Raw genomic sequence first — 24,709 nt, forward strand, 5'->3', positions numbered from 1 at the left:
TCTTTTTAATTAACGATTATTGACCGTAGCCATCATTTTGTGTTAACCAAGGCGCTTTGTTTCTTTCAACCTGCGGTATTGGCCATAAATAGAATTTGTCATTCCAATTGTTTGGTCTGTCTGCATCTCTTTGACGTAATTTACTGCCATATGCACCGTAAAGAGCCAAATCATTCAAATCTCTGTCAGAACCAGGTGCACCATAAGTTGGAACCATATCTGCAGTAACTTGAGTGTAACCATCAGGATACGTATTCGTTGCGGCATTTACTCCAGTAGCAATTGGGAAACCGTATGTTTTTTCAGCATTTTCCAATGCCCCTGTTCTCCATCTTCTCATATCGAAGAAATGCAAACCTGCTTCTCTGATAAGTTCTACTTTACGTTCTCTACGAACCAATTGTCTTAATTTTGCTTGATCTGTAAGTGTTGTCGCTGGCATGTTTACTCTCGCTCTAACCTCATTGATAGCGCCTGTTACTGTACCGTCAATTTGATTCAATTCGATTTTTGCTTCAGCATACATCAACAAAATCTCTGCATAACGCATCATTAAAATATTGTATGAAGGCTCAGAAACAATTTCGTCATTAAAATAATTGTATTTTCTCCATAAATATCCAACACCACTCTGAATATAACCGTATTGTGCCACAGAGCCTGTATAATCAAGATTTGAAATTGAAGTCGAGTTATTTGTCAGCATCAAATGACAAAGTTGTCGGTTTGTACAACTCCATAATAATGTTCAATTTTACACCTCCATTGTTCGCAATGATGTTAGATTTGTGCGTATAAATAGACATTTTTAAACGAGGATCTCTGTTTGCAAATGGATTTTTAGGATCGTAGCCAGAACCTGGTTCGTCAATTCTTTTTCCGTTTGCCATTTCAAAAGTATCCACTAATAATTGAGTAGGGAATCTTCCTGATTGTCCACCAACTGTTCTCGCCATTTCACCAAAAGACTGATAATGTGTCTTTTTTGATGCTTGATCAGAATAAGCAAGTGCAAAAATATTTTCTCTTTTTGCTGGTCCAGTTAACTGGCCTGCTCTTGTAAATAAATCATCAAAATTTGGTGCTAAACCTCTTCCAGATTCTTGAATAATTCTTCTTGAAGTTTGAGCCGCAATGTCAAAATAATAAGCCGCTTTTGCAGCTGTCTTTAGTTCCCTTTTGACCAAAACCTTCCTTACACCAAGATCCAGCGTACAAAGCAATTCTAGCTTTTAGACCCAAAGCATACGATTTATCTGCACGTCCAAGTTCTGTAGCTTGCCAAGGCAATTGTGTACTAGCTTCTTCAAGATCATTCAACAAATAATCAACAATTTCCATCCAAGGCTTTCTGGTTGCACTTTTTTGCTCTTCTGGCGTAACAGATTTAGTAAAGAAAGGCACATCTCCGTATAAAGAAATCAAATAATGATAATGTGTTGCTCTGATTACTTTATTTTCTGCTACATATTGTTTTGCTTTATCGCTTAAACCGTCAATGTACGGCGCAGAACCTTCAATAACCGTATTTGCTCTTGCAACTCCTTTATAAAAGTTAGCCCATTGTGCTTCTACAATAAAGTTGTTTTCCAAGTTTACATTGTTTACTCCAATAGAGCTGTTATCGGCTCTTTCGATTCCCATTGGAGTGTACATGTCATAAAGCGTGAAAAACGGCAATTGGTCGCTTTCCATGTATAAACCTTGGTACGAACCGTTTGTACCTTGTTTAATTGTCGCTTCGTTGTTGTAAAAGTTTGAGGATAAATAATCACTCAAAGGCTCTTTGTCTATATAGTCATCACAAGATCCTAACCCAACGATAAGGCTTAATCCTATAACTGTTTTCTTAATTAAATTCATCTTGTTAAAATTTTAAGTTAGCACCTACTGTTACCGTCTGCATAATTGGATAAAACTCACCTCCTAGATTTCCTCCGTAACTTACTTCTGGATCATAACCTGGGAAGAAATGGCTCAAAGTCCATAAGTTTTGTCCGCTTACATACAAGCGAAGACCATCAATATGCGCTTTTTCTAAAAATGTTTTTGGAAGACTGTATCCTAAAACAATATTTTTCAATCTTAAGTAAGCTCCGTTTTTAACCCATTTGTCTGATGCAACAAAGTTATCAGCAGAGTTCGCTTCAGGAACTAAAATTGGATACTCGGCATCTTGATGATCAGGTGTCCAAGAATCTACTTGATGTGCAAATAAGTTTGATCCGTTAAAGAATGGTCTTACTCCAATACCGCTCATCAATACTTTGCGCTCTCCAACTCCTTGGAAAAAACAGGTAAGATCAAAGTTTTTATAATTTGCTGTAAGGTTCAATCCGTACTCATAATGAGGAAATGGATCTCCTAAATATACTTTGTCATTTTCTGTAATAAGTGTAGGATTTGCTCCAGTTGGATCCATTTTTACATACTTCACATAACCAGGTTTTGTAGCATTAGATAATTTTGGAGAATTTGCCACATCGGCAAGCATCTACATAATATCCATCTGTTTTATATCCCCAAATTCCGCCGTTAGGATATCCTACAGTAACTGATCTGTCTGAATTTGGTCCGTATAATTTTGTAATCTCATTTTCATTATTGCTCAAGTTTCCTGTAACGCTGTAATTAAAATCTCCAATATGATTTTTATACGTAAGACTAACCTCCCAACCTTTGTTTTGCATATCACCAGCGTTGGTATACGTTGCGTTAAGACCTGTATAATAAGTCACCGGATAAACCAAAAGCATATCGTAAACGTCTTTTATGTAATAATCAAACGTAGCAGAAAGTTTTCTGTTGAAGAAAGTAGCATCAAGACCAAAATCAGTCTGTTTTGATTTTTCCCAAGTAATATTAGGATTCGATAATGTAGTTTGCGCTACACCTTGTGCCAATTGTTTATCTAGCCAATAGCTATATCCAGGCTGAATAGTTGATGCATAAGGATAGTTTCCGATATCTTGATTTCCTAAAGTTCCTACAGATGCTCTTAGCTTAAAATCACTTACATAATCCAAGATTGGCTCCATAAATTTCTCTTTGCTCACCATCCATCCAGCAGAGAAAGATGGGAAGAATCCCCAACGTTGTCCTTCACTAAATCTAGAAGAACCATCGTAACGGCCGGTTACTTCAAACAGATATTTTCCACCAAAATCGTAATTAAATCTACCATAAAAAGAAGACATTGCCCATTCTGTTGCTCCACCTGTTGCTGATGCTGTTGCTCCGTCACCGTTTACTAAGTAATATCTTTCTAAGTCAAAACCATTTTTGCTTGCGCTGATATCTTTAAGAATGTTGTTTTCGCTTTGCGTTCCTGCCATGATTTTAAAATCATGCTCTCCGAAAGTTTTAGCATATGAAGCCTGTGCTCTAAAATAGTTGCGAACATTAGCGCTGTAAGCCTCCGTAACACCATCTCTAGCTGGGTAAAAACCTTGTACCACACCTTTTAATGATGTCATGTACGGAGTTGTGATAAATGTTCCTCTGTTTTCAGTTTTTCTGTAACTGTATTGTGCTAATAATTCCAATCCGCTTGCTGGAGTTGCAATCAAAGTAGCATTTAGCAAAATCTCTGGCCTTTCGATTGTCTGGCTTCCTGACGCTTCCGCATTTGCCACAGGATTGTCTCCGTTTTTACCATATCCCCAATTGCCATCAATTTCTTTAACTGCAGAAAGCGTTGGCAACATATACAATGCTTTGTTTATGATTCCTTTTGGAGTTGAAATTCCAGGTGTCAATTGAGTAGAAGTTCTATATGAGATTTCATTATTTAATTTCAACCACTCATTAATTTTCGCATCAGTATTTAATCTGACATTGATTCTTTTGAAATTATTGTTTTCGATTAAACCATCTTGTTTAAGAGAGGTTAAAGCTCCAAAATATTTAATGTCTTTTCCTCCACCAGACAATGAAATATTGTTATTGGTCATAATTGCGCTCTTTTTGATAGTCGCATCTTTCCAATCTGTATCATATCTGTTCCAGTTATCTGGCTTGTAATTTCTTTGATCTGCAATCATTTGCTCTCTTGCGACTCTCTGATCTGCCGGAATTGTAACTCCAGCATTATCCAAAGAATTCAATTCTGCTTGAAGATAATCTGCGGCTTTTAAAACTACAGGCATATTTGTAGGTGATTGAATAGAAGTATAAGCATCAAGGCTTACTTTCATTTTTCCGTCTTTTCCTCTTTTTGTTGTAATCAAAATTACCCCATTTGATGCTCTAGACCCGTAGATAGAAGCTGAAGTCGCATCTTTCAAAACAGAAACATTTTCAACCGTATTCATATCTACTTGATTGATATCCATCTCGATACCATCTACCAATACTAATGGAAATGTACTTGAATTTACAGAACCAATACCTCTAATTCTGATATTAGAACCATCACTTCCCGGCTCCCCAGAAGTTTGTTGTACCGTAACCCCTGCAATAGTTCCTTGCAATCCAGTTGATAATGAAGCGACTGCTCTTTTGTTTAGATCAGCACCTTTTACAATTCCGATAGCTCCAGTTAAAGTTGCTTTCTTTTGTGTTCCGTATCCTACAACAACAACTTCCTGCATTTGGTTTGTTACCGACTGCATTTGTATTTTTATAGTAGTTTTTCCTGTTGCATCTACCGTCATGTCTTTAAATCCGATGTAACTTACAACCAACGTTGTTTTCTGGTTGGGTACATCTAATTGAAAACTTCCGTTAAAATCTGTCGAAGCTCCAGTTTTTGAACCTTGGATCAAAACATTAGCTCCTACCAGCGGCATGCCGTCAGAATCTGTAATCACCCCTTTTAACTGTCTTGTCTGTGCCTCAGCAAACAGCGAGACCAAACAAAACATCAAGAATAATATTCCTTTTTTCATAGTTAATAATAATTTGGTTTTTGATTAATTAGTTTATTTTAAAGTCGTCCATAATTCGTACAATCCTCTAGGAACATGAAAACATCCTTTCCATTTTCCTCCTTTTGCTTCCAGAAGCGGTTTTCCTTCTCTTGTCAGGTAACCAAACCACTCTCCTTTGTATTTTTCATCTCTAAAGTGGTTCCAGGTATAGTCATGAAGTTTTACAAACCATTCTTTGCTTTTTTCATTACCTGTCAGTTTATAAGCTTTTGCAAAAGAAATCATGGTTTCGATATGTACCCACCATAACTTTTGATTCCATTGCAGTTCTTGTGTTGGGTGGCCTTTGATATCTAAGAAATAATAGATTCCTCCAAACTCTTGATCCCAGCCAAATTCTGTTGTTTTGATTAAAATTTCTTCACATTGCTTAACAAGCTCTGGCTTATTGTATCGAGCCGCGATATCCATCAAAAACCACATTGACTCATTTCCGTGGCCAGGATTGATGATTCTTCCTTCAAAGCTGTCACTAAAAGCACCATTTGCGCCAACATTTTCCATGATGATGCCATGTTCTTTGTTTAAGAAATTAGTCATGATATCCTCAATAAGTGGCGGAACCATCTGATCTACTACTTCTTTACCAATTACTTCTTCTAGAAGAAGAGACAGATTGCATAAAATCATTGGAAGCGAGAAGTTTTTCAATTCTCTTGTTCCTCCAAACGCCTTACTCCATTTCCCTTTCGGATTATTTTGTCTTGCGATGATATTATTATAAGTATTTACAGCAACTTCCTTATGCAAAGTGTCGTTTGTCACTTTATACAATTCGCCAAAAGCCATTGCGGCAAAACAGTCTGAAAAGATATTATACGGAACAACTAAAGGCTCTCCTTTTTGGTTTAAAGAAAAATACCAGTTTCCTTCTTCGTCTCTTCCGTTTGCCAACAAAAATTTTGCTCCATGAAGTGCTATATCAAGCCACTCTTGTTTTTTTCTACTTTATTATAAAGCATAGAGAAAGTCCAAACTTGTCTGCCTTGCAACCAGATGAATTTATCAGTATCGTAAACGTTACCTTGCCTGTCTAAACAAGTAAAATATCCGCCGTACTGATTATCAATTGAATATTTTTCCCAAAACGGAATCACTTCTTTCAATAATTCATCTTTGTATAAGTCTGCGTATTGAGCCAAATCTGTATGCTGAATTTGGTCAAATTTGATATCATTTTTAGTCTCTAACATTTACACTATATTTTTAAAAGTTTATTATTTCTACTCAATGTATTTTTTTATGATGGATGCCCATAACAGATAACCGGGTCCTAAAAGATGCAGTCCGTCATTTGTATAGGATTTGCTCAGCTTGCCGTTTTGACCCAAGAAATGCGGAAAAAGATTTATAAACTCCGCTTTATTTTCTTTAGCCAATTTTTCTAATTCTATATTCATTTCTTTTATAGTTTCCATTTTTCCTTGATGATTTTTGAATGTGTCAAACTCATCATTTGTAGGTAAAATGCTTTGAATATAAATTACCGTTCTAGGACTATCATTTTTTAATCTTGAAACTATATTTTGATAGTTTTTCAAAATTGTTTCGTTACTGATTTTTTGAGCGATATCATTAATTCCAATCATAATGAATACTTTTTTAGGTTTGCGTCTTACGATTTCATCCATTCTATCTAAGACTCCCAAAGTGATATCGCCAGAAATTCCTCTGTTTTTAACCTTGCCTCCCGAAAAATTTCATCCCAGTTGGCGCAATTTGTTATACTATCACCGAGTAAAATAATTTCGTTTTTTCCTGCTGGCATTGATTCAAAAAACGAACGTCTTTGGTCATAGAAATAATTATGAAAAACCTGCTTATTTTCTTGAGCTAAAAGCCCCATAAACAGAGTTGAAAAGAAAAAACAAAGACTTTTTAACATTTTACTATTTTTTGGTTTTAATATTTCCTGAAAAATCAATTTCTTTCTCAAAGGCATGCAGGCTTTCTTCAATTAGGATTGCCAAGTTTCTTTTACTAATTGGCTTTGCCGAAAGATTTTCTTTTGGGAATTTAGCCCCTGCTTTTGTCAAAATATTAACTGCCTCCTGCTCTGTTAGAAGTACTGAGCTTTTTACAATTTTATTTTTCTTATCAAACTGATTCAAACCTTCTGTAAATTCCTGAACGGTAATATTTTGTTCTGGATAAAACCAAGTTCTATTAGCCCATTTGTAGCTTTCACCTTTTGTTTTTAAAATTCCTGTTGCAGTAATTTTTTGAATAGCTTCAAAAGCAGGATCTGTAGGTTTTACATCATACAAAGGCATGATGTATGCTTTTTGATTTAAAAGTGATTGTTGCACTTCTCTTACTGAAACCTTACGTGGCTCTATATTATTTTTAATTGCAACTCCTGCCAAAGTTCCTGCCGCCTGTCCTGTCAATAAAACTACAGGTTGTAGACGTGTTGCACCATTAATTAAATTTGAAGCTGAAATCGCTTTATCTGAGACAATAAATCCATCAACTTTTTCAGGAATTAGAGATCCTAGCGGTACATTATAAGAAGGTACCGCAGGAAATCCTAGATCAGGGGCATTGGGGTTTTGTTTGTGATGGTGATCTACAGGATAATCTCCTACAGAAATTCCTGTTTTATATAAAGCTTCTTTTTGATTGTATGGGTCAGCAACGTGGTTGTAAGTCAAAAACGAAACTCCTTTAACGCGTCGTCCTTCTCTATAATACGGAGCATAAGCTAATAAATCTGAAGTATCAAATTCGTCATCAGCCAAGCCAAGATTCTTGTATCCTAGCTCATTTTGGATGTAATAAACAAATTGTAAAGTATAATTTCTGGCTTTTAATAATTCTTTATTTCGGTCTTCTCTCGATAATTCAACTACGTCAAGATAGACATCGTTGCCTTTTTTCGGCCAGTTAATCATGTACTTATTATTTGGCATTTTTCCGTACGACAACATTTTATCGCAGTCAATTTCCTTGTGATCAACCGTTTCCATACAAGAACCAGTAAAATTTGAAGCTGAATAATTGCTTGGTTTTGCAATCGTTTTGTCGGTTCCTTTACCATAATCTTTTAAAATGGCAACCCAAGTCAAATCTTGAACAATATTATTAGCTTTTAATGGAGCATTGGCTTCCTTAGTTTCTTTTTGGGAATCCATTCCTAAGCGATAAGCCGCTCCAGCCATTTTCAGCGTTTCCCCAATATCTGTAGCATCAATTGTGATTTTTGCATGAACTTCAAGAGTCTCATTTTTATCATTTTTGAAAGTAGCTCCTTTAACTGAATTCCCTTCTTTCAAAATACTTGTTACGTAGTAGCCATGGATAATTTCGAGTTTTTTCTCTTTTGCCGCAATTTGATTAAAAATCTTATTCCCAACAGAAGGCTCAAAAAGTGTGTTGCTCACCCAACCTGTTTCAAGAGCCGCAGACTCCGCCGTAATAATCTCTCAGTGCGCCTCTGAATTCGTTCCAAATTCCAGAATCTAGATTATGATTACCATCGCAGGCACCAACCCCTTGCAAAGTAAACATACCTCCTATCCATGGAGATTCTTCAACAATCAATGTATTAGCTCCCAATCTTGAAGATGCAATACCAGCAGATGTTCCGCTGGTAGAGCCTCCAATTACTAAAACGTCAACCGTTTTTTTGGTGATATTCTGAGAATACCCATAACAAAATAAAAAAAATGCGATTATTTGAATTTTCATAATATATAATATTTTAATAGCAAGATTGAATCATTTAGGTTCTCCAAAATATTTTCTTTTTAGAGAAAAAGGTTGTTATCAAAACAGCTAGTACAGTCAGTATAAATCCTCTCAGGGATCCTGTAAAAGCATTTTCATTAAATACGTCAAAATAATTTGTAATCGTTAAAATGGTGAAAATTGGCATCACAACCATTGCCGTCGAAACATAGGCCATCATTGGATTTTGTCCCGTCAAAACCAAGAATTTAGTTGCTCTGATACATTTGAAATAATCGCAAACCACAGAGAAAAATAGTATCGCGAAAAATGCCAAACCTGATGTCACAAAATAATAACTGTACGTTGAAGTGTCTTTTCTAATTCCGCCTTCATAAGCCTCTAGAAACAATCCTAATACTAAACAGTAAGCCCCTGCCGAAAAAAGTTTTTTCCAAAAAACACCAAACTCAGAAGTATTTGATTTTAAAATGAAATAATTCAAAATCAACAAACCTAAAGTAACCACAAGATTCATTTCTAATTCACGTACAAATAAAAAATAAACGTTGCTTATAATAATTAATAAAGAAATCAGACCTACCACAATTGCCTTGTTATCATTTTCTCGCACTTCATTTTCCGGCGCAACAGCCCATTCTTTTATATATTCTCCGGCAAGAGTTCCTGGAATTACAATAAAGAAATATTTTAAGTAATAAAATTTATAAGCCCATGCAAACGGCGTAAAATTATACAATTGCTTTACCCATCCATCGTTTGTGCTTGCTAAAAAAACGGCCATAATAAACGGCAAAACCAATAGTCGGTAAGTTGGTTTTTTGAATGTGAAAATATAAATCACGCTTGCCAAAAAAGCCATATTTGCCAGAACAATCAGAATAATATCGCTGTAATAAAAATCAAAATCATGATTTTCTTTTCCTTGAAAATTTATCGCCAATAGCAAGGCGAATCCAATTGCAAAAGCGGCTAATTTTATGATCGAACTATATAATTTTGGATTTTTTAATGCTTTTATAAACGGCAATGTATCTGTTGAAAACATAAAAAACATCAAAACAAAACTGCCTAAAGAAATTATAGATGAAACAACATCAACAGGATTACTGATTACAAATGGTCTCATATGCTCAAAAAATATAGCAAAAAATACCAATTGAAGTCCTCTAAAAAAGGAATCTCGGCAGAGCATCCATTTATTAACGCCATTTTCTAATTTACTTCCTAATGAAAAAGGAAATGCCGTGCCCATCGAAAATAAAAAGAATGGAAAAACTAAATCTACCCATGTAATTCCATAAATATTCGGATTAAATGATGAATTAGGTGGCACTTGTGCGTGCGCCATCCAGGCAGGCAAATACGTAAGGATCATTTGTCCAGAAAGTATCATTGCGATAATCGCAAATCCTCTTAAGGCATCTATAGACAAAGCTCTTGTTTTCATATCCAGATTTTAAAAATCAATTATTTTTAAGACAATATTATAGCTGTCGCTTTATCAGCGACTTATATGTTTGACTTTCTTGTCAATCTACTTTTTAATGTATTCTGTAGAAAAATACTCTGGGAAAGCTTTCAAACCTTCGTAGAAAAAGAAAGATTCTCCTTTTACTCCTAGTTTTCTGTTGACATCAATCATTTGCTTTAAAAAATCAGGTTGCGGGTTTACCCCATTTACTTGCGACAAGACTCCAGAGAAGAATTTATCTTTCTGATCTTTTTTAAGAAATTTCACTTGCTCTTCTAATGTAGAAGTGTAACTGTCAATTGTTTTTCTATAAACCTGCGGAATTACATAATCGCAATATCCTTTGTCCAGCCAAGTTGGCCAGTCTTGCAGATATTCTTCTTTTGCCCAAGGATGAATACTTGGCGCCATGCTCACAATCAATTTAGGTTTGATTGCTTTTAATTCTTTATAAAGTTGGCCAAGAAAAACAGTCAGTTTATCTGCGCGCCAAGTAAGCCAATCTGCATTTTTATAATCATCAGGAGGAAGATTACCATTGTGTTCTTTTTTATATAAAGCTATTGTATAAGGATCGTAACCTCCAAGCGATGGCATTGCAGGCAAACGGTCGTCACCTTGGATTCCGTCAACATTATATTTCTTTACAACTTCTATAATCAATGATTTTACAAAATTCTGAACTTCTGGATCCATAGCGTTCATCCATTCAAAACCATTTTTTGTTACCAAGTTTCCTTTATTATCAATTGCTTTCCAGTTTGGGAATTTCTTTAGGATTGCACCGCCATTTTCACCATAAGAAGATGCAAAACCAAATTCAAACCATGCATGTACTTTTATATTTGCTTTATGTCCTGCATCTATCATTTCTTGTAATGGATCGCGATCTCCGAAACGTTCCATAATTGGCTTTCCAAATAAATCTTTCATAATCGTACTTGGATACAAAGTCGTTCCTCTGTTCCAAACCACTACATAAATATCTGTAATACCTGATTTTTTGCAAAGCGCAACAGCCTCGATAATATTTTCTTTTGAATCTAAAGCTTTTGACGCAACATTAGTAATCCAAACTCCTTTAACTGGAACAATTGGAGATTTGCCATTAATTGATGCTGTATTGCTTGCACAACAAAAAAGCGAAAACAATAAAATAGGTAATAAGGTAATTTTTAAGATATTCTGCATTGGTTTTGTTTTTTGGCTTGAGCAAATATATAAAATTTTACTAACCACAACTTAGTTATTAAAAAAATTTATTAATTAATATTTAGCTTATTTTTAGAAAGTTTTAGGAGTGTTATAGAAATTCTCAGCAAATACAGCCAATAAGGCGCGAAAAACATATTTGAAATATTTTTACTTTTTTAGGGATATTTTTTTTGAAAAGAAAATTATTCGCACAAAAAAACTCTGTACGATGCCAAGAAATGAATGAAACACTGAATGTTTCTCAATTAAAAGAATCCTCTAAAGCAATTTCTATCTACCCAAAAAAGCAATCAGAAAACAGATTTCGAAAAAACTTTAAAAACGAAATCTAAGCACCAAAAGAACCTTTACGGCGCAATAAGCTAGAAGTACAAAAACAAAAAACTCTATAAAATTAATTATAGAGTTTTTAAAAATCTTATGAAGACTTACTTATTTAAAAAAGGGAGAAAGCATCTTTTCTTTTACAATACAACAAGCGCCAATTACGCCCACACGATGCCCGAGTGTTGATTTTTTCAATTTCATATCTCGATTTACCAGACCAAGGGAATGCTTCTTAAGTGCCGACTGAATTAGCGTAGCACGCAAAATCTCCAAGCTGTGAAAAATCTCCACCAATAACAAGAAGATCGGGATTAAAGATATTCAGCAAAATAGACAAATAACGTCCCATTTTTTCACTCTGTCTCGTAACTAATTCGATACACAAACTGTCTTCCAGGTTAATGGCTCCAGAAATAATATCCAAATGTTGCAGATCTTCATTTTCATTGAGCTCTATTTTTGAATGCTTGCCTTCTTTAAGCGCATCTTTAAATTGTCGCACTAAAGACCAGCCTGAAATTTCAGTTTCAAGACAACCTAATTTGCCACATTGGCAAATGATTTCATTTTCAAAAAGTGTACTGTGCCCGAACTCACCAGAATAACCGGATTTCCCATAATACAGCTTTCCGTCAGTCATGATTCCTATAGCTACTCCCCAACTGTAATTCAAGAAAATTATATTTTGCTCATCGTCAACAACGCCTTCGCAATATTCTCCAAAAGCCATTGCGCGAGTATCGTTTTCAAGATGTACAGGAAGCCCTAATTGTTCTGATATAATCTCTGTTAAAGGCCTGTTTTCACTAAAGAAATAATTATAACTGAAACCTTCCATCGAATTGATTCTACCAGAAAAGTTAATACAAATCCCGACGATTAGTTTTTTCTCTACGGAGCTTTCTTCAATATAATTATTGATAAGCGCACAAAACTCCAACAAAGATTCTTGCGAATTTTTTAATGCAAACGGAACGCGCAAATCTAGGCTTATGAACTCATTCTTTATATTCTGCAACCCAATCGACATATGCGTTCTTCCAACCTCAACACCCAAGAAAAAAGCACAAGTTGGGTTGATACTGTATAAAGAAGGTCTTCGTCCGCCACTGTTGGTAATTTTTCCCATATCAACTACAGTGCCTTCCTGTAAAAGCTCATTTACCGCTTTAGTAACGGTAGGAACGCTGGATTGCAATTCAGAACTTATTTCTGCAATTGTTGCATTACCTGCAGAAAGTAATCGTTTTACAATTGACTGTCTGAGCATGTGCCATTTTTGCCCAGAAAGACTATTGTCTTTACTAATATCAAGTAAATCTTTTAAATTCATTTATCATCGATTTTAACAAATTCCATTACAAACATAATTCATTTTTAACTTAACCGTTGCTTTTTTATTACAAAAATTAAAACGCAATCTTGCAATATAAAAAACAGCAATTCTGGCGCAACGACCCTCAAAAAATGCATGCCGTCAAAACAGTATAAGAAAAAACATCTTAAAATTATGTCTTTTTTATTTTCATCCAAAGATTTAAAAAAATATAAATTAAATACGAAATTAATATTAAATATTTTTAATAATTTCGTTACACATATTAATTTTTTGTTATTTTAGCCACCAACTAACTGATTGTCAAATCAATTAAATCTAACCAATTATGAAAACAAAAAAACTATTATGTTTTGTTATTACAGCAATTCTTACTTATGCTTGCTCAAGCGATGATTCTGCTGAAAAAACCGCCATTCAAAGCACAACAAAATCGAGTGCAAAAACAGCATTAGCTGTCAATTCACTAGTTTCTTCAGACTGGACTTCAGGGACATTGTCAACTTCGATTGTTCCACCTCAAAATTTGAAATTTTTAAGTGGAAATTTATCTGACAAGCAAATTTGGAAAAGCAACAATCCCGAAATTATAAAAGGAAACGGATGGCTGATGCAAAATGCTAGAGTTGATTCTAGCAGAGGCGGTTCTTCAAATCCGCTTTCTGGAACTTTTGGAGTTTATTTATTCCACATCAACCAATCAGGCTCCACTAAATACCTGCATGTTTTAGTTTCTAATCCGCAAACTACTGCACTAACTATTAGTGGAAAAGGATCAACTTATACAAATGCTGAAAAACCATTAAACGGAAGCGCAACAGGACAAAGTTATTTTGTTTCGAAAGACTGGTTGCAAAATACGCCTCGTACGACTTTTAGCAATGTAACTATTAATCCTTCTAAAGTTTATGAAGTTTACAAAGCAACATTGGCAAACAATAATATGGTTGATGGATCTTATGAAATTACAGCTTCACAAGGTGTTTATGTTTATACCGTTGTAACCTCAACTGGAAATATAAACGACGCTGTAACTGCCACTCAAACTGCCGCAACTGGGAGATATTTATACTGAAAGTACAAACGCTTATGGCCGAGAAGCTGGAATCTACACGCAATCTGGCTGGTCTGGAACTACAGATATCGATTTACCTTCAGGGCCAGCATACATGGGATTGTGCTTAAATACAAGTTCAAAATTTGCGGTTGGTGGCACTTATTTGCAAAATCAAAATGCGCCTTACTCTTATAAATTAAATGGTGCTTCGCAAAATACTTACGGAAATTATGGCCACAAATATACTTTGACTGTTAAACTAAACAATCAAAACAGTACGGCAAAAAATGTTTCGCTTACTTTTGCTTCTAACTTTACATCGGGAACAAATTCGCCTTCATTTACTTTTAACGGACCGCTTTATTTAAACGGAGCTTTGAAAAATATTTACACAACGCCAACACAGCCGGCGCAAAATTTGGCGAATTGGAGTATTCCAGCAAATTCATTTTTTAATGCTACAATAACATTTTATGTTCCGGGCTTAATTACAACCGGGCAACAATTGATTTTAGAACAAACCAATTAAATCTAATTATTTTGCCAGATACAAAATTCAAAACCATTTATTGGCTAATGATGAATTGTATCTGGCAAAAATTATTGAAAATCTAAATATTATTTTTTTTAATGATTGTTTTAAGATCGTGGCTTCGACAAGTTTCGGTCGTACATTATAATAGTTCCTGCCACGGCCACATTTAGACTTTTTTCCGATTTGAATTTTACTAAATGATGGCATTTATCCATTGCTTTTTTAGACAAGCCATGATCTTCGGCTCCTAATAAATAGACACATCTTCTTGGATGTTCAAAAGTTTCAAGATCAGATGCTCTTTCAGCTAATTCTACACCTACTAATCGTGCTCCTTTAGGCAAATTTTCAAAGAAAGCTTCAAAAGTTTCATAATGAAAATAAGGAATTGATTTTACCGCATCATGCGTATCACAGGCTTGTTTTGCATATCGATTACCAATAGTAAATATAAAAGTAGCGCCCATATTTTGAGCTGATCGCCACAAAACTCCTAAATTTTCAGGCGTTTTACCATTTTGTATTCCTATACCAAAATACTCATTTATAAAGTTGTCATTCATAAAAGCAAAAATACAAACTTTAGATATGAATATTTGAAAAATGCTTTAAAAACAGCGCATGCATCTTAATTTATAACTTAACAAAAATAGTAGTAAAATAATTTTTGCCAGTTTCTGGATCTTCTTTTATAGAAATTCCGAAATAATTGAAATCACCTAAAATAGTTTCCTTGTGTTCGGGGCTATTTAACCAACCATTTAATGCTCCTTCAGCTGAACGATAATTATACGCAACATTTTCTGCAACTTTTTTCGCTCCTAAAACTTCCGTTATATCTTGTGATCGTTTAACGAAATCATCATGGCTGGCAACTTTTTTCTCTATCATATAAATATTATGTTCTTCTGATTTATAGGATAAATGATTTATTATTTTAAGAGAATCTAAGCCATTAGAAATTCTGTATTCATTTATTAATCTTTCGGTTTCGAGTTCCATATAAGAATAATTGTAGTCTGTTACGATTTCGGGTTTATTCGCATTTTTTTCCACATTTTGTGTTTCTGCTTCGCAACCCACAATAATAAATAAGAGCAGTACACTTACAATTGCAATCCAAATAGATTTTATCATTTCTTAATATGCATTTTTTGAATAAATTTTTAGAATAATATTGACTTGGAGCGGGCAAATTTCATTTGAATTCTGCTACAAGGAAGTTTTCCCTGAACATCAAGACACATTGACCTATCTTAAATAGAAAACCTCACTCATAAATTCACTTAAAATCTGAGTGCAAATTTCCTTAATCAATGCTTTTTTTTGTACCCTAAAAGATTTAAAAAAAAAGATTAAGCTAAATTTTAAAATTCTTTTTTATAAAAAAAATTACACTAGATCAATAACTTTTTTCTACAAAAAATCATGATTTTCAATTCAAAGACAAAAACCATTTTTTCTAGCCGCAAATCATAATGATGTTAATTATATAAACTTTTAAAGAAATTATATAAAAGAAAGAGAAATCTTATTTCTTATTTTCAATGCAATCTTAATATTAAATTTTTGACTTCAATGAAACACCTATACTTTCCGATAATCTTTGCGCTATTTTTAATTTCAATTTCAAATTATGGTTCTTCTGTGAACTATAGCCGCAAAGTTTCTGCTCCCAATCAAAAAGAAGCTTTTATGCAATTTTAGAATTATTTATTCTTAACGGGTTTTCTTAAACAGAAAGACAATGAAATTATCAACTCAAATAATTTTGGCCTTCACGCTTATCATTTTGCTTTCTGCCGCAGATTCATACAGCAATTACAGGTTATCGCTTAAAGTCAATCAAAATTCGGCATTTCTATCAAAATCGGAAGAAGTGATACGAAATTCAAACAAAACGCATCGAGCCATTTTGCAAATGCAAAGTGCTGTTCGAGGTTATTTGCTCACGAATGACAGCACTTATTTGGTTCCTTATTATAGTGGCATAGAAAAAGTGCCCGGATTTATTGTCGAACAGCACACGCTCATTGACAGCAACAGTATTCAGGCTTCCATCTTGGATTCAATAAGTGTTCTTCATAGCGAATGGCTCTCTTATACATCGGAATTGATTCGCGCCAGAAGAGAAAATCCCACAGAATACTTATATCTCTTAGATACTAAACTTAAAAAGCACATTGGCAAAAATATTAATGATTCGATCACAAAAAAGTTTAGAAATTTTGAGCGAATCGAATATAAGGCCAGAGCACATCACAGCGAAATGTTGCTTCACAGTTTAAAAAAGCAAGAACGTATTCGTTGATTTTTTTAACGCTTACGGTTTTCGTGGGAATATGCAGTACGGCATACATTGTAAATATGATTACAAAACGAATAAATTCAATGGTTCGTGTAGCCGATACGATCTCAAAAGGGCGCTTTACAATTGTCCAAGATTTTAAAAACGATGAGCTGAGTGCGCTTGCATCATCTTTAAATATCATGTCGCGCCGATTGGAAATGAATATTCAGGAACTGGAAAACAAAAATGAGGAACTCAATAAATTTGCTTACGTAGTATCTCATGATTTAAAAGCGCCGTTACGTGGCATTTATAATGTTATCAGTTGGATCGAAGAAGATTTATCTAACGAACTATCTCCTGCTCTAAAAAATTACTTAGACATTATTCCAAAAAGAACACAGCGCATGGAAGCTTTAATTAATGGACTTTTAGACTATGCCCGCATAAATCGAAAGACAATTCCAGAATTTGTCGATACGAATGTTCTCGTTCATGAAATCGCACAATCAATTGTTCCAAGAGAATTCAAGCTACAAATTATCAATCTGCCAGAACTTGTTACAGAACGTTTAAAACTGGAGCAAGTTTTTTCGAATTTAATAAGCAATGCTGTCAAGTACTCTAAACCAGAAAATCCAAGTATTGAAATAACGTGTCAAAAAGTAGGCACTTTTTATGAATTTTCAGTAGCAGACAACGGTATTGGTATTGACTCCCAATATCATCAAAAAATATTTGAAATTTTCCAGACACTGAGAGAAAAAATGAAATGGAAAGCACTGGAGTTGGATTGGCAATTGTAAAAAAAATCATTGACGATCAAGGAGAAGAAATTCATGTAGAATCAAAACTAGGCGAAGGAACTAAATTTACTTTCACCTGGAGAAATAATAAAAAATATGAGAAAGCCTAATATTTTATTGATAGAAGACGACGAACTTGACACGATTTCGGTGGAGCGATCTTTAAAAAAACTGGAAATTCAGTATGACCTACATACCGCATACAATGGTCTTGAAGCGCTTCAAATGTTGAGAAAAACTGAAGATCCGCTTATTCCTGATGTTATTCTGCTTGATATCAATATGCCAAAAATGAACGGAATCGAATTCTTGAAGATTCTCAGAAATGATGAAAATTTAAAAGATCTGAAAGTTTTTATCATGACAACTTCTTCTGAAGGAAGTGATCGTGTAACGGCGGAAAAACTTGGAATTTCAGGCTATATCATAAAACCGCTTAATTATAATGATAACACAAAAAGACCCGATTCAATGGAAGCTTTTGTGCAATTTCATCTTAGGAAAATTTTACTTAATGAAAACGTGTAAAACAATTGTTAATTATGAATTGTTAATTATTAATGAAAATCAAAAACTCACATTAACAATTAACAATTAATAACTAATAATTAATAATTAATAACTAACCTCGAATCACCAAAAACAGAACCTTCAGCAAAAGAGTCACCAATTATGAAAAAATAAACCAATCGATAAGATACCGAAAAAAGAAGTACTGGTCATGTCGCCAATTATAACAGATGAAAAAATAACGAATCGCAAAAGCAAGAAAAGCAAAACTGAAGAATCTATTCTAAGCGATGCTGAATTTCTTAAAATTTTGCTGAAAGTAAAAAACGGTAATTTTTCACAACGATTCCCTACAGATCAAGATGGAACAAAACGAGCCATTTGTGATACTTTAAATGAAATTATTGACCTTAACGAAAGAATGGTTTTTGAGTTTCAAAAAGTTGGAAAAAGTATTGGCAAACAAGGAAAACTAACCAACCGCGTTGTTCTTGATGGTGCTCGCGGTTCATGGAGCTCTTGCGTAGATTCGGTAAATACTTTGATTTCCGACTTGGTTCACCCAACAATTGAAATTGCACACGTAATTACATCGGTTGCAAAGGGAAATCTGTCGCAAGAAATGCCTTTGTCCATTGAAGGGAATCCGTTGCAAGGGGAATTCCTTCGAATTGCAAAAGAGGTAAATGCCATGGTAAAACAGCTTAATCTTTTTTCTATGGAAGTAACTCGTGTAGCGCGTGAGGTTGGTACCGAAGGAAAATTGGGTGGTCAGGCAAAAGTCCGTGGTGTTGGCGGGGTTTGGAAAGATTTGACCGATTCTGTAAACAAAATGGCGTCCAATTTAACTGGACAAGTACGTAACATTGCCGATGTAACAACGGCCGTAGCAAAAGGCGATTTATCGAAAAAAATTACGGTTGACGTAAAAGGAGAAATTCAGGAATTGAAAAATACCATCAATACCATGGTGGATCAGCTGAACTCGTTTTCTTCTGAGGTAACTCGTGTGGCGCGTGAGGTTGGTACCGAAGGAAAATTGGGCGGACAAGCACAAGTAAAAGGTGTTGGTGGAACTTGGAAAGATTTAACGGATTCGGTAAACCAAATGGCATCAAACTTAACCGGACAAGTTAGAAATATCGCCGATGTAACAACCGCGGTGGCAAAAGGAGATCTTTCGAAAAAAATTACCGTTGATGTAAAAGGAGAAATTCTGGAACTAAAAGATACCATTAATACGATGGTGGATCAGCTGAATTCCTTTTCTTCTGAGGTTACACGTGTGGCACGTGAGGTTGGTTCTGAAGGAAAACTTGGAGGACAAGCAAGAGTTCGAGGTGTGGGCGGTGTTTGGAAAGATTTGACAGATTCGGTGAACCAAATGGCATCAAACTTAACCGGACAAGTTCGTAATATCGCCGAGGTTACAACAGCCGTAGCCAAAGGCGATTTATCGAAAAAAATTACTGTAAACGTTGAGGGCGAAATCCTCGAATTAAAAAATACCATCAATACCATGGTGGATCAGCTGAACTCTTTTGGGGCCGAGGTAACTCGTGTGGCGCGTGAAGTTGGTTCTGAAGGAAAACTGGGTGGTCAGGCAAAAGTAAAAGGTGTTGGTGGAACCTGGAAAGATTTGACGGATTCAGTAAACCAAATGGCATCGAATCTTACCGGACAAGTTCGTAATATCGCCGAAGTTACAACCGCTGTAGCAAATGGAGATTTATCGAAAAAAATTACGGCTGTAGCCGAAGGGGAAATTTTGGAATTGAAAAAACCATCAATACCATGGTGGATCAGCTGAACTCTTTCTCTTCTGAGGTTACGCGTGTGGCGCTTGAGGTTGGTACCGAAGGAAAACTAGGTGGTCAGGCAAAAGTAAAAGGTGTTGGTGGAACTTGGAAGGATTTAACGGATTCCGTGAATCAAATGGCATCGAACTTAACCGGACAAGTACGTAACATTGCCGAAGTAACAACAGCCGTAGCAAAAGGAGATTTATCACGCCAAATTACGGTTGATACCAAAGGAGAAATCTTAGAGCTGAAAAATACCATTAATACGATGGTGGGACAGCTGAATTCCTTTGCTTCTGAGGTAACTCGTGTGGCGCGTGAGGTTGGAACCGAAGGAAAACTGGGAGGACAAGCGCAGGTCGAAGGTGTTGGAGGAACTTGGAAAGATTTAACAGATTCAGTGAATCAAATGGCATCCAACTTAACCGGACAAGTTCGTAATATCGCCGAAGTTACGACTGCCGTAGCAAAAGGAGATTTATCACTCCAAATTACGGTTGACGTAAAAGGAGAAATCTTAGAATTAAAAAATACCATCAACACGATGGTGGATCAGCTTCGAGGCTTTGCTTCGGAGGTAACAAGGGTTTCACGAGAAGTTGGTACCGAAGGAAAACTTGGAGGTCAGGCAAACGTTCCCGGAGTTGCCGGAACCTGGAAAGATTTAACGGATTCTGTTAATCAAATGGCCGGAAATCTTACCGCACAAGTACGTAATATTGCCGATGTGGCGATTGCCGTGGCAAATGGAGATATGTCCCGAAAAATTACGGTTGACGTTCGCGGGGAGATTCTTCAATTAAAAGAAACCTTAAATACGATGGTGGATCAGCTTCGTGAGTTTGCTTCTGAGGTAACTCGTGTGGCTCGTGAAGTGGGTACTGAAGGTAAACTAGGCGGACAAGCCAACGTTCCAGGTGTTGCCGGAACATGGAAGGATTTAACAGATTCTGTTAACCAAATGGCGGGTAACTTAACGACCCAAGTGCGTAATATTGCTGAGGTTACGATTGCCGTGGCGAATGGAGATATGTCAAAAAAATTACAGCTGACGTACGTGGAGAAATTCTTCAATTGAAAGAAACCGTAAACACAATGGTGGATCAGCTTCGTGCCTTTGCATCAGAGGTAACTCGTGTGGCGCGTGAGGTTGGTACCGATGGAAAACTGGGCGGACAAGCCTTCGTTCCTGGTGTTGCTGGAACATGGAAAGATTTGACCGATTCGGTGAACCAAATGGCATCGAACTTAACTGGACAAGTACGTAATATTGCCGATGTAACGAAAGCCGTTGCAAATGGTGACCTTTCGAAACAAATTACCGTTGACGTAAAAGGTGAAATTCTGGATTTGAAAAACACTTTCAATACGATGGTGGAACAGTTAAATTCATTCGCTTCTGAGGTTACCCGTGTAGCGCGTGAAGTTGGTACAGAAGGAAAACTGGGAGGACAATCTGAAGTAAAAGGTGTTGCCGGAACGTGGAAAGATTTAACAGATTCGGTTAACGTAATGGCATCCAACTTAACCGGTCAAGTTCGTGGAATTGCAAAGGTTGTAACATCGGTAGCGAAAGGAAATCTGAAACAAAAATTATCTATTGATGCAAAAGGTGAAGTAGCACAACTTACCGACACTATTAATGAAATGATTGACACGCTGGCAACTTTCTCCGATCAGGTTACAACCGTTGCCCGTGAAGTTGGTGCAGAAGGAAAATTAGGCGGTCAGGCAAATGTACCGGGAGCTTCGGGAACTTGGAAAAATTTGACGGAAAACGTAAATCAGTTGGCGGCGAATCTTACGACTCAAGTGCGTGCCATTTCTGAGGTGGCATCTGCTGTAACTCAGGGAGATTTGACCCGAACAATTGGTGTTGAAGCAAAAGGTGAAGTTGAAGCACTTAAAGACACTATTAATCAAATGATTTCAAATCTTAAAGCTACCACTTTACGTAATCAGGAACAGGATTGGCTGAAATCGAATTTAGCCAAATTTACGCAAATGCTTCAAGGCCAAAAAGAGCTGAATGCCGTTACCAAAAAAATCCTTTCTGAACTTGTCGCGGTCGTTACAGCGCAACACGGACTTTTCTATATTCTGGAAGAAGACGAAGATTTTATGGATTCAAAACTGAATTTAATTGCTTCTTACGCTTACATCAAACGAAAAGATTCTATTACGCAATATGCAATGGGCGAAGGACTTATTGGTCAAGTTGCTATTGAAAAAGAAAGAATAATTTTGAGCAATGTTCCGAAGGATTATATCCGAATCAATTCTGGACTCGGAGATGCGAAACCAAAAGACGTAATTATTCTTCCAGTTTTATTCGAAGGCCGACTTAAAGCTGTTATTGAATTGGCTTCACTTGATACATTTAACCAGACACACTTAGATTTTCTTGAAGGATTGACAGAAAGTATCGGAATTGTATTGAATACGATTGAATCAAATTCAAGAACCGAAGAATTATTAGTGCAATCCCAATCATTGGCAAACGAGCTGAAAAGTCAACAAGAAGTATTGAAAAATACCAATGAAGAACTTGAAGAAAAAGCAATTTTGCTGGCCAATCAAAAAGAAGAAGTGGAACTTAAAAATCAGGAAGTCGAGGTTGCCAGAAAAGCTTTGGAAGAAAAAGCAGATCAGCTTACGTTAACTTCGAAATACAAATCGGAGTTCTTGGCGAATATGTCGCACGAATTGAGAACGCCTTTAAACAGTTTGCAAATTTTGGCGAACGAATTAATTGCCAATCGTGACGGGAATTTATCTGAAAAACAAATTCAGTTTGCCAAAACAATCAATTCTTGCGGAGACGATTTAATTCAGTTAATTAACGATATTTTGGATCTTTCCAAAATTGAATCCGGTTATATTTCTGTCGATTACAATCCGATTAGTTTTGCCGAAATCAGCCGATTCGTGGAATCGACCTTCAACCCTATTTCGCAAGCAAAACATCTTGATTTTGAAATTTTGATGGATGATAATCTTCCAGAATTAATGGAAACAGATTCGCAACGATTAAATCAAATCTTAAAAAATCTGTTATCCAATTCATTCAAATTCACTGAAAAAGGCCAAGTCCGATTAAATATTTACAAAGCAGATAATAATTGGAAAACAAAAAATATCAATCTAGAAAATGCCGAAGCCGTTGTGGCTTTTGAAATTTCGGACACTGGAATTGGAATTTCAAAAGAAAAACAAAACATCATTTTTGAAGCTTTCCAACAAGCCGAAGGATCAACAAGCCGTAAATATGGCGGAACCGGTTTAGGTTTATCCATCAGCCGCGGACTTTCTGATTTATTAGGCGGTAGTATTGAACTTGAAAGTGACACTAATATTGGAAGTAAATTTACCTTGTTTTTACCTTTAAAATCGGTTCACATTGCTGAAATTGAAGACATAAATGTCAATGAAGAAACTAATGTACTTCATGCCGGAAAAAGTCGCCTAAAATCGCTTCCGTCTTCAAGTTTTAATAAATCAGATGTCGATTTGTATTTTGTAGATGAGGTTGGCGATGATCGCGCTAATATTGGTCCAAATGACAAAATTCTATTGATTGCCGAAGACAATATAACTTTTGCCAAGATTTTGCTAGAAAGAGCGCATCAGCACGATATTAAAGCTGTGGTGACAACAAAAGGAAATGATGTTGTTGATTACATTAATCAGTTTCAGCCTCATGCGATTACAATGGATTTGAATATGCCTGACACGAGCGGATGGAAAATCCTTGATCGCTTAAAAACCGATTTTACGCTTCGACACATTCCGGTTTATATTATTTCGGGAGAAGATGAAAGAAATAAAGGTTTGAAACGTGGCGCAAGAAACTTTCTGGTAAAACCGGTAAAGAATGATTTGCTGACTGCAATGTTCAATGACATTCACGATTTCAAAAACAAAAAAGAAAAAATCTTTTAGTTGTTGACGATAATCCAGTGGACTTAAAACGAATTGTCGAAGCTGTAAAAGGAGATGACATTCTGATTTCAACCGCACTTACAGCAAAAAAGGCCGTTGAATTGATTCAAGAAAAATCTTTTGATTGCATTATTTTGGATCTCGTTCTCCCAGATGCTGATGGATTGGATTTAATCAGTGATTTAGAAAACAACATCAACGGACAAGAAACCGCTATAATTATTCATTCTGCAGGCGATGTCAATAAAAAACAACGAAGCAAATTAAGCCGATTTGCACACAGCATTATAACCAAAAGTGCAGTTTCAATCGATGAATTAGTAGATCAGACCGCCCTATTCTTGCATCGTGTATATAAAGATATGCCAGACCACATGAGGGAACAAATTGAAACATATTATCTAAAAGAAGACGTCCTAATAAATAAAAAAGTGCTTCTTGTTGATGATGATGTCCGAAATTTATTTGCTTTGACTACGGCCTTAGAGCGATTTGGTCTTGATGTAATCAGTGCCGAAAGTGGTCATGAAGCGATTGAGATTTTAAATCAGAATGCCAAAATGGATATTGTTTTAATGGATATTATGATGCCCGAATTAGATGGTTATGAGACGATGAAAATCATTCGACAAAATGCAAGACACAAAGATTTGACCATTATTGCCGTTACTGCAAAAGCCATGAAAGGAGACCGACAAAGATGTATTGAGTCTGGAGCTTCTGATTATATTACCAAACCGGTTAATGTCGAACAATTGTCTTCATTAATGAGGGTTTGGCTGAAATAATATTTT

General features: G+C 35.7%; 22 protein-coding genes and 2 pseudogenes. 9 read left to right on the plus strand and 15 right to left on the minus strand.

All coding sequences use genetic code 11. The annotated features are described in order from the left end of the window. Positions 1 to 16: 16 nt before the first annotated feature. The 13 genes and pseudogenes from ACQ9BO_RS17720 to ACQ9BO_RS17780 all read right to left on the minus strand — a co-directional run bounded on the left by ACQ9BO_RS17720 (position 17) and on the right by ACQ9BO_RS17780 (position 12,970). Entirely contained in the window at positions 17 to 706 is a 690-nt protein-coding gene (locus ACQ9BO_RS17720) for a RagB/SusD family nutrient uptake outer membrane protein (RefSeq protein WP_431241799.1), read from the minus strand. Next, positions 693 to 1,187 carry a RagB/SusD family nutrient uptake outer membrane protein gene (locus ACQ9BO_RS17725; RefSeq protein ID WP_431241800.1) on the minus strand — a complete coding sequence of 165 codons (495 nt, stop codon included), beginning with the start codon at positions 1,185 to 1,187 and terminating at the stop codon, positions 693 to 695. The genes ACQ9BO_RS17720 and ACQ9BO_RS17725 overlap by 14 nt, the downstream gene beginning before the upstream one ends. After that, a complete protein-coding gene (locus ACQ9BO_RS17730; RefSeq protein ID WP_431241801.1) occupies positions 1,138 to 1,863 on the minus strand; it encodes a RagB/SusD family nutrient uptake outer membrane protein in 726 nt (241 codons plus the stop codon). Before ACQ9BO_RS17730 ends, ACQ9BO_RS17725 begins: the two co-directional genes overlap by 50 nt. 4 nt (positions 1,864 to 1,867) lie before the next feature. Next, positions 1,868 to 2,494: a hypothetical protein gene (locus ACQ9BO_RS17735; RefSeq protein WP_431241802.1), complete on the minus strand. Its 627-nt coding sequence runs from the start codon at positions 2,492 to 2,494 to the stop codon at positions 1,868 to 1,870. Then, the gene (locus ACQ9BO_RS17740; RefSeq protein ID WP_431241803.1) at positions 2,457 to 4,889 is read right to left on the minus strand and encodes a SusC/RagA family TonB-linked outer membrane protein; all 2,433 of its coding nucleotides are present in this window, start codon (positions 4,887 to 4,889) and stop codon (positions 2,457 to 2,459) included. The genes ACQ9BO_RS17735 and ACQ9BO_RS17740 overlap by 38 nt, the downstream gene beginning before the upstream one ends. Before the next feature lie 33 nt (positions 4,890 to 4,922). Next, positions 4,923 to 6,124, minus strand: a pseudogene (locus ACQ9BO_RS17745) (AGE family epimerase/isomerase). A 30-nt stretch (positions 6,125 to 6,154) separates the two neighbouring features. After that, the gene (locus ACQ9BO_RS17750; protein ID WP_431241804.1) at positions 6,155 to 6,562 is read right to left on the minus strand and encodes a GDSL-type esterase/lipase family protein; all 408 of its coding nucleotides are present in this window, start codon (positions 6,560 to 6,562) and stop codon (positions 6,155 to 6,157) included. Between the two features lie 5 nt (positions 6,563 to 6,567). After that, on the minus strand, positions 6,568 to 6,816 hold the full coding sequence (locus tag ACQ9BO_RS17755) for a hypothetical protein (RefSeq protein ID WP_431241805.1): 249 nt from the start codon (positions 6,814 to 6,816) through the stop codon (positions 6,568 to 6,570). A 4-nt stretch (positions 6,817 to 6,820) separates the two neighbouring features. After that, entirely contained in the window at positions 6,821 to 8,314 is a 1,494-nt protein-coding gene (locus tag ACQ9BO_RS17760) for an FAD-dependent oxidoreductase (protein ID WP_431241806.1), read from the minus strand. Between the two features lie 10 nt (positions 8,315 to 8,324). Further along, complete coding sequence (locus ACQ9BO_RS17765; RefSeq protein ID WP_431241807.1) at positions 8,325 to 8,621, minus strand: FAD-dependent oxidoreductase; 297 nt, start codon at positions 8,619 to 8,621, stop codon at positions 8,325 to 8,327. Between the two features lie 34 nt (positions 8,622 to 8,655). Continuing rightward, entirely contained in the window at positions 8,656 to 10,071 is a 1,416-nt protein-coding gene (locus ACQ9BO_RS17770; RefSeq protein ID WP_431241808.1) for a DUF5009 domain-containing protein, read from the minus strand. An 87-nt stretch (positions 10,072 to 10,158) separates the two neighbouring features. Next, positions 10,159 to 11,286, minus strand: coding sequence for a glycoside hydrolase family 10 protein (locus ACQ9BO_RS17775; RefSeq protein ID WP_431241809.1), 1,128 nt, complete (start codon positions 11,284 to 11,286; stop codon positions 10,159 to 10,161). Between the two features lie 583 nt (positions 11,287 to 11,869). Then, a complete protein-coding gene (locus tag ACQ9BO_RS17780) occupies positions 11,870 to 12,970 on the minus strand; it encodes an ROK family protein (RefSeq protein WP_431241810.1) in 1,101 nt (366 codons plus the stop codon). Between the two features lie 331 nt (positions 12,971 to 13,301). On the opposite strand from ACQ9BO_RS17780, the gene ACQ9BO_RS17785 reads away from it, so the two are divergent. Together ACQ9BO_RS17785 and ACQ9BO_RS17790 are read left to right on the plus strand one after the other, a co-directional pair. Next, positions 13,302 to 14,048: a DUF3370 family protein gene (locus ACQ9BO_RS17785; protein ID WP_431241811.1), complete on the plus strand. Its 747-nt coding sequence runs from the start codon at positions 13,302 to 13,304 to the stop codon at positions 14,046 to 14,048. Then, positions 14,038 to 14,559: a DUF3370 family protein gene (locus ACQ9BO_RS17790; RefSeq protein WP_431245149.1), complete on the plus strand. Its 522-nt coding sequence runs from the start codon at positions 14,038 to 14,040 to the stop codon at positions 14,557 to 14,559. Before ACQ9BO_RS17785 ends, ACQ9BO_RS17790 begins: the two co-directional genes overlap by 11 nt. A gap of 110 nt (positions 14,560 to 14,669) precedes the next feature. Here the strand turns inward: ACQ9BO_RS17790 and ACQ9BO_RS17795 are convergent, their stop codons facing one another. Both ACQ9BO_RS17795 and ACQ9BO_RS17800 read right to left on the minus strand, forming a co-directional pair. Beyond that, on the minus strand, positions 14,670 to 15,128 hold the full coding sequence (locus tag ACQ9BO_RS17795; protein WP_431241812.1) for an RNA methyltransferase: 459 nt from the start codon (positions 15,126 to 15,128) through the stop codon (positions 14,670 to 14,672). A gap of 70 nt (positions 15,129 to 15,198) precedes the next feature. Beyond that, positions 15,199 to 15,702: a CAP domain-containing protein gene (locus ACQ9BO_RS17800; RefSeq protein WP_431241813.1), complete on the minus strand. Its 504-nt coding sequence runs from the start codon at positions 15,700 to 15,702 to the stop codon at positions 15,199 to 15,201. A gap of 610 nt (positions 15,703 to 16,312) precedes the next feature. Between ACQ9BO_RS17800 and ACQ9BO_RS17805 the strand changes: the two genes are divergently transcribed. The 7 genes and pseudogenes from ACQ9BO_RS17805 to ACQ9BO_RS17835 all read left to right on the plus strand — a co-directional run bounded on the left by ACQ9BO_RS17805 (position 16,313) and on the right by ACQ9BO_RS17835 (position 24,703). Further along, a complete protein-coding gene (locus ACQ9BO_RS17805) occupies positions 16,313 to 16,876 on the plus strand; it encodes a CHASE3 domain-containing protein (protein WP_431241814.1) in 564 nt (187 codons plus the stop codon). Between the two features lie 56 nt (positions 16,877 to 16,932). After that, a pseudogene (locus ACQ9BO_RS17810) lies at positions 16,933 to 17,771 on the plus strand (sensor histidine kinase). Then, on the plus strand, positions 17,758 to 18,189 hold the full coding sequence (locus tag ACQ9BO_RS17815; RefSeq protein ID WP_431241815.1) for a response regulator: 432 nt from the start codon (positions 17,758 to 17,760) through the stop codon (positions 18,187 to 18,189). Before ACQ9BO_RS17810 ends, ACQ9BO_RS17815 begins: the two are co-directional and overlap by 14 nt. Positions 18,190 to 18,382: 193 nt before the next feature. Further along, positions 18,383 to 19,981: a HAMP domain-containing protein gene (locus ACQ9BO_RS17820; RefSeq protein WP_431241816.1), complete on the plus strand. Its 1,599-nt coding sequence runs from the start codon at positions 18,383 to 18,385 to the stop codon at positions 19,979 to 19,981. Beyond that, on the plus strand, positions 19,966 to 21,051 hold the full coding sequence (locus ACQ9BO_RS17825; RefSeq protein WP_431241817.1) for a HAMP domain-containing protein: 1,086 nt from the start codon (positions 19,966 to 19,968) through the stop codon (positions 21,049 to 21,051). Before ACQ9BO_RS17820 ends, ACQ9BO_RS17825 begins: the two co-directional genes overlap by 16 nt. Then, entirely contained in the window at positions 21,048 to 23,915 is a 2,868-nt protein-coding gene (locus ACQ9BO_RS17830; protein WP_431241818.1) for a HAMP domain-containing protein, read from the plus strand. The genes ACQ9BO_RS17825 and ACQ9BO_RS17830 overlap by 4 nt, the downstream gene beginning before the upstream one ends. Before the next feature lie 17 nt (positions 23,916 to 23,932). Continuing rightward, positions 23,933 to 24,703, plus strand: coding sequence for a response regulator (locus tag ACQ9BO_RS17835; RefSeq protein WP_431241819.1), 771 nt, complete (start codon positions 23,933 to 23,935; stop codon positions 24,701 to 24,703). Positions 24,704 to 24,709: the final 6 nt, after the last annotated feature.

The organism is Flavobacterium sp. P21, assembly GCF_050632225.1.
In the GTDB taxonomy this organism is placed as follows: Bacteria; Bacteroidota; Bacteroidia; order Flavobacteriales; family Flavobacteriaceae; genus Flavobacterium.

Coding starts and splice junctions, on each gene's coding strand:
- ACQ9BO_RS17720 (WP_431241799.1), bottom strand. CDS start 706: ATGCTGACAAATAACTCGACTTCAATTTCAAATCTTGATTATACAGGC.
- ACQ9BO_RS17730 (WP_431241801.1), bottom strand. CDS start 1,863: ATGAATTTAATTAAGAAAACAGTTATAGGATTAAGCCTTATCGTTGGG.
- ACQ9BO_RS17735 (WP_431241802.1), bottom strand. CDS start 2,494: ATGCTTGCCGATGTGGCAAATTCTCCAAAATTATCTAATGCTACAAAA.
- ACQ9BO_RS17740 (WP_431241803.1), bottom strand. CDS start 4,889: ATGAAAAAAGGAATATTATTCTTGATGTTTTGTTTGGTCTCGCTGTTT.
- ACQ9BO_RS17750 (WP_431241804.1), bottom strand. CDS start 6,562: ATGGATGAAATCGTAAGACGCAAACCTAAAAAAGTATTCATTATGATT.
- ACQ9BO_RS17755 (WP_431241805.1), bottom strand. CDS start 6,816: ATGTTAAAAAGTCTTTGTTTTTTCTTTTCAACTCTGTTTATGGGGCTT.
- ACQ9BO_RS17765 (WP_431241807.1), bottom strand. CDS start 8,621: ATGAAAATTCAAATAATCGCATTTTTTTTATTTTGTTATGGGTATTCT.
- ACQ9BO_RS17770 (WP_431241808.1), bottom strand. CDS start 10,071: ATGAAAACAAGAGCTTTGTCTATAGATGCCTTAAGAGGATTTGCGATT.
- ACQ9BO_RS17775 (WP_431241809.1), bottom strand. CDS start 11,286: ATGCAGAATATCTTAAAAATTACCTTATTACCTATTTTATTGTTTTCG.
- ACQ9BO_RS17780 (WP_431241810.1), bottom strand. CDS start 12,970: ATGAATTTAAAAGATTTACTTGATATTAGTAAAGACAATAGTCTTTCT.
- ACQ9BO_RS17785 (WP_431241811.1), top strand. CDS start 13,302: ATGAAAACAAAAAAACTATTATGTTTTGTTATTACAGCAATTCTTACT.
- ACQ9BO_RS17795 (WP_431241812.1), bottom strand. CDS start 15,128: ATGAATGACAACTTTATAAATGAGTATTTTGGTATAGGAATACAAAAT.
- ACQ9BO_RS17800 (WP_431241813.1), bottom strand. CDS start 15,702: ATGATAAAATCTATTTGGATTGCAATTGTAAGTGTACTGCTCTTATTT.
- ACQ9BO_RS17805 (WP_431241814.1), top strand. CDS start 16,313: ATGAAATTATCAACTCAAATAATTTTGGCCTTCACGCTTATCATTTTG.
- ACQ9BO_RS17815 (WP_431241815.1), top strand. CDS start 17,758: ATGAGAAAGCCTAATATTTTATTGATAGAAGACGACGAACTTGACACG.
- ACQ9BO_RS17820 (WP_431241816.1), top strand. CDS start 18,383: ATGTCGCCAATTATAACAGATGAAAAAATAACGAATCGCAAAAGCAAG.
- ACQ9BO_RS17825 (WP_431241817.1), top strand. CDS start 19,966: ATGGTGGATCAGCTGAACTCTTTCTCTTCTGAGGTTACGCGTGTGGCG.